This window comes from Xanthomonas nasturtii (genome assembly GCF_023337365.3).
In the GTDB taxonomy this organism is placed as follows: domain Bacteria; phylum Pseudomonadota; class Gammaproteobacteria; order Xanthomonadales; family Xanthomonadaceae; genus Xanthomonas; species Xanthomonas nasturtii.
Genome location: NZ_CP142084.2, coordinates 3,523,334 through 3,536,513 on the forward strand (window position 1 = coordinate 3,523,334; position 13,180 = coordinate 3,536,513).

The window sequence follows — 13,180 nt, forward strand, 5'->3', positions numbered from 1 at the left end:
CGCAAGGCCACGCCCACCGCGTGCCGGATCAATCCCTCCAGGCCGGTCTCCGGGCTCGCGAGTGGAAGCTGGCGCCTCCGATGCCGCGCCTTCCCATGCGAATGCACAGTGGCGTATTGCGGCATCTGACCTCGCCCACCGTTGCGGGGGCAGCTCCGGAATTGCAGCTCGCCAAGGCGGTCCGCGCACCGGATTCCCGTTTAAACCACCGGCCAGCCGGCAGTCACCTCAGGGGCGCGCATGGTAGCAGGATTGGCTGGCGCCTCAGCGGTCTCTGACCGCCCGCCGAGAGCAGCGCGTCGCCACAACGCCGGGAGGATGATTGCTGATGACTTCTCCCATCGGGAGAAGGTGCCCCGAAGGGGCGGATGAGGGTACGGGGCGAAGCCACAGGCCATGTCTGAAGACAGTGCGTACACGTGTTAGCCAATTGGCATCGCTGAACTCGACCCAGCAACTGGGAGTAGGCGTCGCCGCTCCGTACCCTCACCCCAACTCATCTCCCGCAGGAGAGGGGCGATAAACCTCACGCCCCCTGCAGCGCCTGCTCCAGATCCGCCAGCAAGTCATCGATGTGCTCGATGCCGATCGACAGCCGCACAGTGTCCTCGCTCACCCCTGCATGTTCCAGTTCGGCCGGGCCCAGCTGCCGATGCGTGGTGGACGCCGGGTGCGTCGCCAGCGATTTGGCATCGCCGATATTCACCAGCCGCGTAAACAACTGCAGGGCGTCCAGAAAACGCGCCCCGGCCGCACGCCCGCCGGGCAAGCCAAAGGTGAGCACGCCGGAGCCGTGGCCGCCCAGATATTTCTGCGCCAGCGCATGCTCGGGGTGATCCGGCAGCGCGGCATAGTTGACCCAGGCAACGCGTGCGTGGTGCTGTAGATAGCTTGCAATGGCCAAGGTATTGGCGTTGATGCGCTCCATGCGCAGCGGCAATGTTTCGATACCTTGCAAGATCAGAAACGCATTGAACGGCGACAGCGCCGCACCAGTATTACGCAGCGGCACCACCCGCGCACGCCCGATATACGCTGCCTCGCCCAACGCTTCGGTATAGACCACGCCGTGATAGCTCACATCCGGCTCGTTGAGGCGCGGAAAACGCGCCTTGTGCGCCGCCCACGGAAAGCGCCCGCTGTCCACGATTGCCCCACCGATGCTGTTGCCGTGCCCGCCTAAATACTTGGTCAGCGAATGCACCACGATGTCGGCACCGAAGTCGATCGGCCGCAGCAGCGACGGGGTGGCCACGGTGTTGTCCACGATCAGCGGCACGCCGTGCGCATGCGCCACGGCCGCCACCGCTTCGATATCGGTGATGTTGCCGCGCGGGTTGCCGATCGACTCGACGAACACTGCCTTGGTGCGTTCGTCGATCAACCCGGCGAACGCTTGCGGGTCGCGGTAATCGGCAAAGCGCGTGCTGATGCCGAACTGCGGCAGCGTATGCGCGAACAGATTGTAGGTGCCGCCATACAACGCACTGGAGGACACGATGTTGTCGCCCACCTCGGCGATGGTCTGGATCGCATAGGTCACTGCCGCTTGCCCCGACGCCAGCGCCAACGCGCCTATGCCGCCTTCCAGCGCGGCGACACGCTGTTCCAGCACATCGTTGGTCGGATTCATGATGCGGCTGTAGATATTGCCGGGCACCTTCAGGTCGAACAGGTCCGCGCCATGCTGGGTATTGTCGAAGGCGTAGGCAACGGTCTGGTAGATCGGCACCGCCACCGCGCGCGTGGTCGGGTCGGGACGATACCCGCCGTGTACGGCGATGGTTTCGGGCTTCCACTGCGGATCGGTCATGGCACGGCTCGCTATCGGACGGAAGCAGCGACGATAGCGAAGACGCGCAAGCAGCGTGCTAACCGCGCGTTATCAGCTCATGCCAAAGCGTTGCCTGGTCGGCTTGTCGGTGCTTTGCGTCCGCGGTGGAACCAAACGCACGATTCGCATATGTACCTTTTAGCAAGCAAACGCCATGCTCCGGGGCCACGAGGCAGGCAGCGGGCGGAGCGCCGCAAGCTGCTGCGGCACGCCCTGGTCAAGGACGTGCCACAGAGCCCATCGAGCCGTTTGATCAGCCCTTGCCGAACTCCAACCGGCCACCCTGTGCACGCACACGCACGGTGTCGCCACTGAGGTACTGCCCCGACAGGATCTGCTGGGCCAGCGGGTTTTCCACCTGCGACTGGATCGCACGCTTGAGCGGGCGGGCGCCGTAGACGGGGTCGAAGCCGACATTGCCGAGCAACTCCAGCGCCGCATCGTCCAGGTCCAGCTTGAGGCCGCGCTCGGCCAGGCGCTTTTCCAACCCATGCAGCTGGATGCGCGCGATCGACTTGATCTGCGCCTTGTCCAGCGGGTGGAACACCACGATGTCGTCCAGCCGGTTGATGAACTCCGGGCGGAAGTGCGCCTGCACCACGCCCATCACCGCCGCCTTCATCTGCGTATAGGCCTCGGCGCTGCCGTCGCCGGACAGCTCCTGGATCTGGTGCGAGCCCAGGTTGGAGGTCATCACGATCACGGTATTGCGGAAGTCCACCGTGCGGCCCTGGCCATCGGTGAGGCGGCCATCGTCGAGCACCTGCAGCAGGATGTTGAAGACATCGGCATGCGCCTTTTCCACCTCGTCCAGCAGGATCAGCGAATACGGGCGACGGCGCACCGCTTCAGTGAGGTAGCCGCCCTCTTCATAGCCCACATAGCCCGGAGGCGCACCGATCAAGCGCGACACCGAGTGCTTTTCCATGAACTCGCTCATGTCGATGCGGATCATCGCTTCGGTGCTGTCGAACAGGAAGTCCGCCAGCGCCTTGCACAACTCGGTCTTGCCCACGCCGGTCGGCCCCAGGAACAGGAACGAGCCACTCGGGCGATTGGGATCGGACAGGCCCGCACGCGAGCGGCGCACCGCGTCGGAGACGACCTTGATGGCCTCGTTCTGGCCAACCACGCGCTGGTGCAGCTCGTCTTCCATGCGCAACAACTTGTCGCGCTCGCCCTCGAGCATCTTGTTGACCGGAATGCCGGTCCAGCGCGACACCACTTCGGCAATTTCTTCGGCCGTGACGCGGTCCTGCACCAGCTTGAAGTCGTGATGTTCGACCTCGTTGGCCAGCGCCATCTGCTTTTCCAGCTGCGGCAGCACGCCGTACTGGATCTCGCTCATCTTGGCGTAGTCCTGGCGCCGTTGTGCGGCTTCCTGCTCCAGCTTGGCGTGCTCGATCTGTTCCTTGACCTTGGTGGTGCCCTGCAGCGCGGCTTTTTCCGACTTCCACAATTCGTTGAGGTCGTAGAACTCGCGCTCGAGCTTGTCGATGTCGGTTTCCAGATCGGCCAGGCGCTGACGCGAGGCGTCGTCCTTTTCCTTCTTCAGCATTTCGCGCTGGATCTTGAGCTGGATCAGGCGGCGCTCCAGGCGATCGAGCTCTTCCGGCTTGGAGTCGATCTCCATGCGGATGCGCGATGCGGCTTCGTCCATCAAGTCGATGGCCTTGTCCGGCAGCTGGCGGTCGGTGATGTAGCGGTTGGACAGCGTGGCCGCCGCCACGATCGCCGGGTCGGTGATTTCGACCCCGTGGTGCACGGCGTAGCGCTCTTTGAGGCCACGCAGGATGGCGATGGTGTCTTCCACCGTCGGCTCGCCCACGAACACTTTCTGGAAACGCCGCTCCAGCGCCGCGTCCTTTTCGATGTATTTGCGGTATTCGTCCAGCGTGGTGGCGCCGATGCAATGCAGCTCGCCGCGCGCCAGCGCCGGCTTGAGCATGTTGCCGGCGTCCATCGCACCATCGGCCTTGCCTGCGCCCACCATGGTGTGCAGCTCATCGATGAACAGGATGATCTGGCCTTCGTTCTTGGACAGGTCGCTGAGCACCGCCTTCAGGCGTTCTTCGAATTCGCCACGGAATTTGGCACCGGCAATCAGCGCACCCATGTCCAGCGACAGCACGCGCTTGCCGCGCAGGCCTTCGGGCACTTCGCCATTGATGATGCGCTGGGCCAGGCCTTCGACAATGGCGGTCTTGCCCACACCGGGTTCGCCGATCAGCACCGGGTTGTTCTTGGTGCGGCGCTGCAACACTTGAATGGTGCGGCGGATTTCTTCGTCGCGGCCGATCACCGGATCGAGCTTGCCGCTCTCCGCACGCGCGGTCAGGTCGATGGTGTATTTTTCCAGCGCCTGGCGCTGTTCCTCGGCGTTTTCCGATTGCACGGTTTCGCCGCCGCGCAGCCTGTCGATAGCCGCTTCGATCTTCTTCTTGTCGCCACCGGCCGCGCGCAACGCTACGCCCAGCGGGCTGGCATCGTCGGCGGCGGCCAGCACGAACCATTCGCTGGCGATGAAGGCATCGCCATGTTGCTGGGCCAGCTTGTCGGTCTGGTTGAGCAGGCGATTGAGATCGTTGCCGATCGACAGGTTGCCTTCCTGCCCGGAGACCTTGGGCAGCGTGTCCAGCGCCTCGCCAAGACGCTCGCGCAGCAGCGGCACGTTGACGCCGGCCTGCGACAGCAGCGGGCGCGTGCTGCCGCCGCTCTGCTCGAGCAGCGCCGCCAGCACGTGCACCGGTTCGATGATGTTGTGGTCACGTCCCACAGCCAGCGACTGCGCGTCGGCCAGCGCCTGCTGGAACCGCGAGGTGAGCTTGTCCATCCGCATGGGAAATCCTCTGAACAGGTGGCCGGCGACGCCGGCGATACCGTGCAGATGCGGTTGCCGAGCGGGGTTTCAAGGCTTACCGGTGCCGAAGCCGGGCAGCGGACACGCCAGTGCCGCCCCAGCAAGCGTTACGAAGGCGGTGCGCGCAGACGCTTTCGGCCGCGCTGACGCCTCGGCGACATCGTGGGTGACCAGCACCAGGGTGAAGCCATGCTGCCGCCAGAGCTGCACGATCAGCTGCTGCATTTCGATACGGGTCAATGCATCCAGCGCCCCCAAACGGTTCGTCCAGCAGCAACAGCCGCGGCCGATGCACCAACGCGCGGGCCAGCGCCACGCGCCGACGTAGGTGGCAGGTCGCGATGCGGTCACTCGGCCGCACTGCACGCTATGCAATCGGGCGTTGACCGCGAAGCCGGCTCAAGCGCCACTGGCGATACGGCATGCCGTTTACCAGCGACACGAGCATCAAACACCCAGTGTTCAGGTGGTTAGTCGATCGCGACTTGCATCGCATGCAATGGCTGCCTATGCGCGCTCTCCACGGCGCGCTGCACAAGCATGGCACACACGGCGATAATGCACGGATGGATGCGCCCAACCCCTGGTACCTCTATCTGCTGCAGTGCCGGAACGGCAGCTATTACGCCGGGATCACCAACGATCTGGAACGGCGTTTCCAGGCGCATCTGCGTGGCACCGGTGCACGCTACACGCGGGCCAATCCGCCGCTGCATATCCTGGCGAGCCACCCCTACCCGGACCGCGCCAGCGCCTCGCGTGCGGAGTGCGTACTCAAGCGCCAGCCGCGTGCACGCAAGCTGGCATGGTTGCTGGCGCAGCCGCCATGCAGCGCCGGGTCACACCCTGCTGACACCCCGATCACGCCCGCCTAGTCCACTGAATCATTGAAATCGGATGCATGATCCCCAGTTAGTGTGTCATGCAAAGAACGAAGTTGACGATCCAACAGCGTGCTGAATTGGAGGCGGTGATGCGCAAGCGTCACGGCAACGCCGCTTTGGTGCGCCGCGCGCGGTGTGTTGTGCTTTGGAGCGATGGAGAACGTCGAGTCCACATACGCACTAAGCTTGCCTGCAACGACGCATTCGTCTCGAAGTGGACGGCGGCGTTTGAGGCGCAAGGACTGGCCGGGCTGGTGTCGGTGCATCCTGGGCGTGCGCCGAAGATACCGACGGCCAAGCTGGAAGCGCGTGTGCTCAACCGCACGCTCAAGCACAAGCCCAAGGACGGTTCGACGCACTGGAGCAGTCGCAAGCTGGCTGCCGAGCTGGGCAATGTGTCGTTCTCGGCCGTCCAGCGCATTTGGCGCAAACACGGCGTGCGTCCGCATCGGTTGGACACCCACATGGTCTCCAACGACCCGGAGTTTGAGACCAAGGCCGCAGACGTGATCGGCCTGTACCTGGACCCGCCTGCGCACGCGGTGGTCTTCTGCGTGGACGAAAAGACCGCGATCCAGGCGCTGGACCGCAAGGACCGGATGCTTGCATTGGCACCCGGACGCGCGCAAAGCCACGGATTCGAATACAAGCGTAATGGCACACTGAGCCTGTTCGCCGCGCTCAATACGGGCACTGGCGAAGTGCTGGGCAAAACGGCAGCTCGTCACACCAGCGAGCAGTTCGTGACCTTCCTCGAAGAGGTTGTCGCCAGTCAGTCCAACGGCCGGGACATCCATGTCATCTGCGATAACGTCAGCAGCCACAAGACGCCGCTCGTGCATGCGTTCCTGGCCGAGTACCCCCGCGTTCATATGCACTACACCCCCACCTACTCGTCATGGCTGAACCAGGTCGAGAACTGGTTCGCCCGCATCCAGCGTGATGTCATCACACGCGGGGTTTTCTCCTCAGTCAAAGACCTCGATAAGAAGCTCATGCGCTACATCCGCCAGTACAACAAAAACCCAAAACCGCTGAAATGGACCTTCGCTGATCCAACTCGACGCATCACATCCGATTCCTCGGATTCAGTGCACTAGCCGCCCGCTTTCTATGCTGTGACGCCATTGGGCGACCGGAGCAGCGCATGCATCATCAGCTCTATTACTGGACCGGCCTGCAAGGCCGCGGCGAGTTTGTGCGCCTGGCACTGGAAGATGCAGGCGCCAGCTACACCGACGTGGCGCGCGTTGACGGCGACGAGGCAATGAACACGTTTCTGGAAGGCCAGCACGCTGGCGCGCAGCCGTTCGCGCCGCCGTTTTTGCGTGCGGGCGATGTGGTGGTCGCGCAGGTCGCAGCGATCCTGCACTTCATCGGCCCGCAATTGCGGCTGGTACCCGATGACGAAGCATCACGTTTGCAGGCACTGCAGTTGCAACTGACCATTGCCGACCTGGTGGCCGAAGTGCACGACGCCCATCACCCGATCGCCACTGGCCTGTATTACGAAGACCAACAGGCCGAAGCGGCCAAACGTGCGCAGGATCTGCGCGACAACCGCCTGCCCAAATTTCTGGGTTATTTCGAGCAGGTGCTGCAACAGGCCGGCGGCACGCATGTCCTTGGCACGCATTCGTATGTGGACCTTTCGCTGTTTCAGCTGGTCAGCGGATTGGACTACATGTTCCCCAAACGCATGGCGACGCTATCGAAGGACGTGCCAGGATTGAAGGCCTTGCAGCAGCGCGTGGCCGAGCGCCCGCGGATCGCAGCGTATCTGGCATCGGAGCGCCGGGTGGCGTTCAACACCAACGGTATTTTTCGCCACTATCCGGAGTTGGATGCGGCCTGAGCAGCGCGGCCGGCCTCAGACGATACGCCTCGATTGGTCCTTTGCGGGACTACGGTCGCCAGGGTCTAGGTTGCGAATCGTTCTTGCCGCACATTGGGTGCTGCCGTGAACTGCACGCGATGTTGGCCACGCCCCTGCGCTTCCAGACATCCAACATCCAAGGCCGCACACACGTGCGGCCTTCATCATGGCCATCGCTCGAAAACACCCGCCTCACCGGCCCTGCAACAACGCCGTGCGAATGCGCTGCAACTGCGCCTTCACGGCCGCGGCCTGGCTTGGCCCCAATCGCAGCAGCGCTTTTTGCCCGACCGATGCAGACTCCAGCGCCGGATCTACGAAAAGATAACGGCCACGCGCATCGCGCACCACGGCGATGGGCTGGCCCGGCTCGGGCGTCCGCAACAGATGGTCGACCACATCGATCACGCGGTCGTTGAAGTAACGGTCCGGCGCGCCCAGGTTGGCATACGCCTGCTGAAACAACGGGTAGAAGCGTACATAGCTGCGCACCATGGCCTGCGCGTCCACGCCGGTAAATGCGGCGACATACGGAGCGTAGCGTGCTGCATTGGCCTGGTCGATCACGCTGCGATCAGCTGCGCTGGAGACCTGTAATTCGCCTGGTAGCGGCTGCAGTACCGACGCGCGACGGCTGATGCTGGGCTGGGTGAGGTTATCGATCATCACCACCACGCGTTCGATCAGATGCGTCCGCAGCACGATCGACAGCGCGTCGTCGTGGCGTACCAGCGCCAGCAGCGCCTGCCACGCGGCATCGTCGCTCTGTGCCAATGCAGGAATCGCAGCGTCGGCGGCATCGGCCGATAACGTCTGCACCGGGTGGCGCGGTTCGGCGGGCGGCGGCGGCGATGGAGCGACAGCGGCAGCTACCGCGCTTGCGGTCCGGCTGATCGGCGCAGGCATTACGCCAGGTGGATCGGATGGCCCGCGGAAGAGCCACCAGGCAGCGCCGGCAATCAGCGGCACTGCCAACAGCCACGGCCAGCGCGACGACTTCGTTTGCATCATGGAACTCCTGACATCGACAACATCCACGGTGTGACCATGAGATGGTGCGGTGGTTCCATCGATGCGACACCGCAGCGTATTCATTGACCGCGCATGACGACCCAATACGGCGTTAGGCAAGTAATACGCGCCAATTCGGCACAAGCCGGCTGACCAGCGCGGGGACATCCGGCCCTCACGCGCCCGTATCGCCGCCTGCTCACCTCATCCGTAACGAACCACTGCCGCTTCAAACGAAGCGGCACTGCAGGCTCGCTCAATTGTCGAAGCCCAACCGCGCATTCACCCACGCCGCCACGATTGCGGCTGCGGCTTGATCGGCCTGTGTTGCAGGCAAGTGCTTTTCGCGTACCAGCCACGCGGCCGTGTCCGCACGCACCTTGGGCAACAGCGTGCGCACCGCCTTGCGGTCTGCGGCTGGCCACTGGCTGTCATCGCCACTCCAGGCCGCAACTGCCTTGTCCGGGTCATTGCCGTAGCGCTTGCGCAGGGCCGGCTGCAGATACAGCAGCGGCGACACCGATGCGCGCAGCGCAATGATTTTCCACTCGGCGTAGCTGGCATAGCGCATGGTGCCGGCATCCTTGCTCAAGGCCTCGATCAAGGAATCGAACCCCTTGTCCAGCTGCTTCCAGCTGGACAGCGCGAATAGCCCGCCCGGCAGTTCGCAGATCGGCGCGAACCCGTCGCGGGTCGAGCCGTACAATGGGCCGAATGCGTCATAGGCCGGCTCGCCCACCGCCGCGAAGATGAAGCAGTGCACGTAAGGCCGGTGATCGCTGTTGTCGCGCTCGATCCACATGCGTAGCAGGGTCAATACATGCTCCTGCTGTGGCGTGGCTGGCGTGCCGGCAGCGTCATCGAGCAACGATGCCGCAAAATCGTCGGCCTTGCGCAATGCCTTGCGCGCACTGTCAAAGCGCGCAGTTGCCACTGCGGCCTCCACACCGGCAGCAGGGACGAACTGATGCAGATACGCCAGCCATGCCGATGCCAGCGGCGTGTCGTAGCCCTGCAGCTGCCGCGCGGCCTCGGCAGGACTTGCAGGGATGCGGGCGACGATGCGGTCCTGCGTCTGTTGCTGCGCCGTGAGCGCCTTGGCCAGGACCTCGGCCCTGGTGGTGAGGCTGCGCTGCAGGCACTCGTCCGGCTTGGCATCCTGCGCGCAGGCATTGCGCTGGCGCAGCCAGGCGCGCTGTTGCTCGCGCAGGCTGGCCACTGTCGCGCGTGGCGCGGTATGCATCAACGCCTGGTAGCTCTCGTCCAGCTGCTCGTCCAGCAGACCAAGCGCCGGCACCGCGCACACCCGTTTTTCAACGGGCGTCGTCGCCTGCTTGCAGTCGAACGAAGCCGCCCACGCACCGCCGGTGCTCAGCACCAGCGCACCGCCAAGCAGCAGCCCAACTGCATGCACCCGACGACTCATTGCACTGCCTGCTTGCGTGCCGGCAGCAGCGACAACAACAGCAAGGTCACCGCCAGCGCCACATAGGCGCCGACGAACTGCCAGCTGATCACCCGCGCCAGGCCTTGCAGCGACCACGGCAGATAGATGCCGCCACGCGGGTCCACCGAATGGATCAAACCGAACAGGGTCAGCCCCGCCGCCACCAGCAAGAACACTGCGCCGCGTCGCAGCCGGCCATCGATCATCGCCGTCACCGTGGCGATCCACAGCATCGCGGTGATGATGAACCCATTGCCCAGTGCGAAGATCACCGCCAGCTCCGGCAGCCCATGGCCATCCAGCTTGGTGGTCAGCGCCACCAGTTGCTCTGGCGCGATCCAGCCCGGCGCCTTGATGGTCAACAGGTACGCAACCGACGGCAAAAAGCCCAGCACCATCGCGCCGGCGTGCTGTTTGGGCGTGGCCTGAAATGCCTGCGTGGTGATGTCGATCGAGACATACACAATGATCGGCGCCAGCACTGCCAGCGGTAGCCATTGCACCAGCCCGCTGATCACCCCGAGCATGCCACCAATACCGATGAACACCCCCGTCAGCAGCGTGTAACCGGAGCGCGCGCCCATGTGCTTGTAGGCAGGCTGGCCGATGTAGGGCGTGGTCTGCGCCACACCGCCGCAGACGCCGGCCACCAGCGTGGCCAGGGCCTCCACCAGCAGGATGTCGCGGGTGCGGTAATCGTCGCCGGCTGCGCGCGCGCTTTCACTGACGTTGATGCCGCCCACCACCATCAACAAGCCGAACGGCAACAGCAACGGCAGGTAGGCCACCGTCGCCGGCAAGCCTTCAATAAAGCCCAGGTTCGGCAGCGGCAGCACGATTTGCGGCGGATTCCACGCTGGCACGGCAAAACCGGGCGCACCCAATCCGGCCAGGCCGAGCCCGTAATACAGCGCGGTACCGATCACGAACGCCACCAGCACACCGGGCAACTTGGTCGGCAGGCGGCCCTTGGCCAGCAGCACGTACAGCAACAAGCCCAGGGTGACGAAGCCGGCCACCGGCGAGCGCAGGGTTTCCAGCAGCGGCAACAGGCCCATCAGCACCAGCGCGATGCCGGCGATCGAACCGAGCAAGGCCGCACGCGGCAGCGCGCGCGTCACCGCTTCGCCCACCAACGACAGCACCAGCTTGAGCAGGCCCATCACCACCAACGCAGCCATGCCCAGTTTCCAGGTGGCGATCGCTGCCGTCTGCGGGTCCAGCCCCTGCGCCTTGAAACCGGCAAACGCCGGGCCCAGCACCAGCAGCGCCATGCCGATGCTGGTGGGCGCATCCAGACCCAGCGGCATGGCGGTGACGTCGTCGCGCCCGGTGCGTGCGGCCAGCCGCCGCGCCATCAAGGTATAGAGCAGATTGCCCACCAGCACGCCGAACGCGGTGCCCGGGAACATGCGCCCGAACACCACTTCGGCCGGGAACTGGAAGATGCCGACCAAGGCCATCGCGATGAAGCCGAGGATGGAAAGATTGTCGACCACCAGGCCGAAGAAGCCATTGAGATCGCCAGCGACGAACCAGCGCGGCGAGGCCGCAGGACGCGAAGAAGGAGCCGACATGAGAACCAGGAGGCGTGGGGGTCGGCCGATGGTAGCCGCTGCACCGCAGGCGCGACAGCGGCGCGGTGGATCAGAGCGTGTCGTTGCGCGCTGGCGTCGGTCTGCCCGCTGACACACGGCTCGGTCACGCCGCCACGCGCTACTTCATCGCCGCATCGACATCGATCCAGCCCACGCTGTCGCTGCGCCCGGCACTGCGATACCGCGCCTGCAGCCGCGCTCCATTCGCGCTGACGTCCAGCGCATCGGCCCGATCGCCGCGCACCAGATAGCGTTTGGTGGCAGTGGCCGTAGGCGTGGCGTACAACGGCAGGCGCGCCACCCGCACGTGCAGCTGCACCGGCATCGGTGCCTCCAGCGTCGTGCCGATCTCGCTCGCCACTCTGACGCCGCGTGGGTCGTAGATTGGCCACACCGACACCGGCATGCCGTCGTCGCTCGCCGTGTCCAGCAGCGACTGGATCTGCGGCGACTCGATCCGCTGCTGCGTCCGGGCCACATACAACCGCCCATCGGACGTGTAGCGATACACCTCCGCATACCACATCGGCCCGCTGCGGCAGGAACGGATCAAGCTGCGCTGCCGTGTGTCCGTCACCAGGTTGAAGAACCCCTCGCACTGCACCGCCGGGCGCGTGGGCGCGATCAGCGCACGAAAAAGGCGTTGCGCCGGGTCGAATACAAACACCAGCACCGCCTCGTTGACCTGGCCGAGCATCGCCGACACCGCAAGATCCGGGTGCCCGTCGAAGTTGTAGTCATCGCTGCGCAACTGCGCGCCGCCTTCGCCATCGTCCACAGTTGCGTCCAACCACTGCTCGGCACCGCCTGGGGCCAGCACCACATGCAGGCGCTGGCCGACCAGGGTTGCGGTCGCCTGCGTCTTCGCATCCAGCGTCAATCGCACACGCGTGTCGTCTGCCGCGGCGGCCAACGACAGCCCGCCCAACACGGCGAACAGCAGCGCGCGTGTGCTGCGCGGGGTCGTGCGTGGAAAGGGGTCAAGCGCATGCGTCTTCGACCCGAAACAGTGGGCGAGTGGTCGCACACGCGGGTTGTCTGCACACGCAATGCGCGCAAAAAGCGGGTTACGCACAGCATCCGCCGAACGCAGCTCAGGGTAGCGTCGGGTTCGGTAAAGGCAGCAGCCTGGCAGCGGTCAAGCCCACAACACTGCTCAGAACGACACCTCTACCGCCTGCCGCGACCACAACACCGACTGGTGTCCGGTCGCCTGCTTCCAGGCCAGCCGGATCGCCTCGATGTCGTTACGCCGCTGCGGGGTGTCTTCGTGCAGGATCACCAGCACCTTGGTGCCCAACCGGTTCGGCTCCTTGGCACCACGGAACAACCACTGGCCGTAGGCGTCGAACACGGTCAGCCCATCCGGAAAGCGCGGGGTCACTTCCTTGTCCAGAAACGCGCGCCACTGGGTTTCGTCGATGGTGCGGGTCTGCGGGCGATCGGCCGGCCCGGTTTCTTCGCCCACGCCGAAATACAGCTCGCTGCGCACCCACCCACGCGCCGCCGCCGGCCGCGCCGCATCGCCCTGCAGGCTGGCGGTGGTCGAGGTCGGCGTGCCGCCGGGCGTGGTGGCGCAGGCAGACAACGCCAGCATGGCGGCAAGCAGGCAGGACGGCAGCAACTTCATCGACTTCTCCACAACGGGTTTGGGGCGAGGACAGGGCAGG

At 64.8% G+C, this 13,180-nt stretch carries 9 protein-coding genes, 2 pseudogenes and 1 riboswitch; of the genes and pseudogenes, 3 read left to right on the forward strand and 8 right to left on the reverse strand.

The genetic code is table 11. The features are described 5' to 3' along the window. Positions 1 to 23: 23 nt before the first annotated feature. Positions 24 to 246: riboswitch (cobalamin riboswitch) on the reverse strand. Between the two features lie 280 nt (positions 247 to 526). From M3O59_RS15320 to ssuB, 3 genes and pseudogenes are all read right to left on the reverse strand, one after another. Then, a complete protein-coding gene (locus M3O59_RS15320) occupies positions 527 to 1,813 on the reverse strand; it encodes an O-acetylhomoserine aminocarboxypropyltransferase/cysteine synthase family protein (protein ID WP_064634570.1) in 1,287 nt (428 codons plus the stop codon). Positions 1,814 to 2,087: 274 nt separating this feature from the next. Further along, positions 2,088 to 4,673, reverse strand: a complete 2,586-nt coding sequence (clpB, locus tag M3O59_RS15325) for an ATP-dependent chaperone ClpB (protein ID WP_116905386.1) — start codon at positions 4,671 to 4,673, stop codon at positions 2,088 to 2,090. Positions 4,674 to 4,835: 162 nt separating this feature from the next. Continuing rightward, a pseudogene (ssuB, locus tag M3O59_RS15330) lies at positions 4,836 to 5,019 on the reverse strand (aliphatic sulfonate ABC transporter ATP-binding protein); the annotation flags it as partial. A 241-nt stretch (positions 5,020 to 5,260) separates the two neighbouring features. Here ssuB and M3O59_RS15335 point away from each other — a divergent pair. The 3 genes from M3O59_RS15335 to M3O59_RS15345 all read left to right on the forward strand — a co-directional run bounded on the left by M3O59_RS15335 (position 5,261) and on the right by M3O59_RS15345 (position 7,433). Next, the gene (locus M3O59_RS15335) at positions 5,261 to 5,569 is read left to right on the forward strand and encodes a GIY-YIG nuclease family protein (RefSeq protein WP_064634656.1); all 309 of its coding nucleotides are present in this window, start codon (positions 5,261 to 5,263) and stop codon (positions 5,567 to 5,569) included. Between the two features lie 98 nt (positions 5,570 to 5,667). After that, a complete protein-coding gene (locus M3O59_RS15340; protein WP_082925906.1) occupies positions 5,668 to 6,678 on the forward strand; it encodes an IS630 family transposase in 1,011 nt (336 codons plus the stop codon). A 47-nt stretch (positions 6,679 to 6,725) separates the two neighbouring features. Continuing rightward, on the forward strand, positions 6,726 to 7,433 hold the full coding sequence (locus M3O59_RS15345) for a glutathione S-transferase (protein WP_116906303.1): 708 nt from the start codon (positions 6,726 to 6,728) through the stop codon (positions 7,431 to 7,433). Positions 7,434 to 7,646: 213 nt separating this feature from the next. On the opposite strand, the gene M3O59_RS15350 is transcribed toward M3O59_RS15345, so the two are convergent. The 5 genes and pseudogenes from M3O59_RS15350 to M3O59_RS15370 all read right to left on the reverse strand — a co-directional run bounded on the left by M3O59_RS15350 (position 7,647) and on the right by M3O59_RS15370 (position 13,140). Then, the gene (locus M3O59_RS15350) at positions 7,647 to 8,462 is read right to left on the reverse strand and encodes a DUF3014 domain-containing protein (RefSeq protein ID WP_064634655.1); all 816 of its coding nucleotides are present in this window, start codon (positions 8,460 to 8,462) and stop codon (positions 7,647 to 7,649) included. 259 nt (positions 8,463 to 8,721) lie between these two features. Then, complete coding sequence (locus M3O59_RS15355; RefSeq protein WP_116906304.1) at positions 8,722 to 9,891, reverse strand: lysozyme inhibitor LprI family protein; 1,170 nt, start codon at positions 9,889 to 9,891, stop codon at positions 8,722 to 8,724. Further along, positions 9,888 to 11,489, reverse strand: coding sequence for a SulP family inorganic anion transporter (locus tag M3O59_RS15360; RefSeq protein WP_116906305.1), 1,602 nt, complete (start codon positions 11,487 to 11,489; stop codon positions 9,888 to 9,890). Before M3O59_RS15360 ends, M3O59_RS15355 begins: the two co-directional genes overlap by 4 nt. A gap of 139 nt (positions 11,490 to 11,628) precedes the next feature. Beyond that, positions 11,629 to 12,700 (reverse strand): annotated as a pseudogene (locus M3O59_RS15365) (XAC2610-related protein). Continuing rightward, positions 12,667 to 13,140: a DUF3574 domain-containing protein gene (locus tag M3O59_RS15370; RefSeq protein ID WP_064634563.1), complete on the reverse strand. Its 474-nt coding sequence runs from the start codon at positions 13,138 to 13,140 to the stop codon at positions 12,667 to 12,669. Before M3O59_RS15370 ends, M3O59_RS15365 begins: the two are co-directional and overlap by 34 nt. Positions 13,141 to 13,180 lie beyond the last annotated feature (40 nt).

Excerpts from the sequence above, each read along its gene's own strand:
- M3O59_RS15320 (WP_064634570.1), bottom strand. The coding sequence starts at position 1,813 with ATGACCGATCCGCAGTGGAAGCCCGAAACCATCGCCGTACACGGCGGG.
- clpB (WP_116905386.1), bottom strand. The coding sequence starts at position 4,673 with ATGCGGATGGACAAGCTCACCTCGCGGTTCCAGCAGGCGCTGGCCGAC.
- M3O59_RS15335 (WP_064634656.1), top strand. The coding sequence starts at position 5,261 with ATGGATGCGCCCAACCCCTGGTACCTCTATCTGCTGCAGTGCCGGAAC.
- M3O59_RS15340 (WP_082925906.1), top strand. The coding sequence starts at position 5,668 with ATGCGCAAGCGTCACGGCAACGCCGCTTTGGTGCGCCGCGCGCGGTGT.
- M3O59_RS15345 (WP_116906303.1), top strand. The coding sequence starts at position 6,726 with ATGCATCATCAGCTCTATTACTGGACCGGCCTGCAAGGCCGCGGCGAG.
- M3O59_RS15350 (WP_064634655.1), bottom strand. The coding sequence starts at position 8,462 with ATGCAAACGAAGTCGTCGCGCTGGCCGTGGCTGTTGGCAGTGCCGCTG.
- M3O59_RS15355 (WP_116906304.1), bottom strand. The coding sequence starts at position 9,891 with ATGAGTCGTCGGGTGCATGCAGTTGGGCTGCTGCTTGGCGGTGCGCTG.
- M3O59_RS15360 (WP_116906305.1), bottom strand. The coding sequence starts at position 11,489 with ATGTCGGCTCCTTCTTCGCGTCCTGCGGCCTCGCCGCGCTGGTTCGTC.
- M3O59_RS15370 (WP_064634563.1), bottom strand. The coding sequence starts at position 13,140 with ATGAAGTTGCTGCCGTCCTGCCTGCTTGCCGCCATGCTGGCGTTGTCT.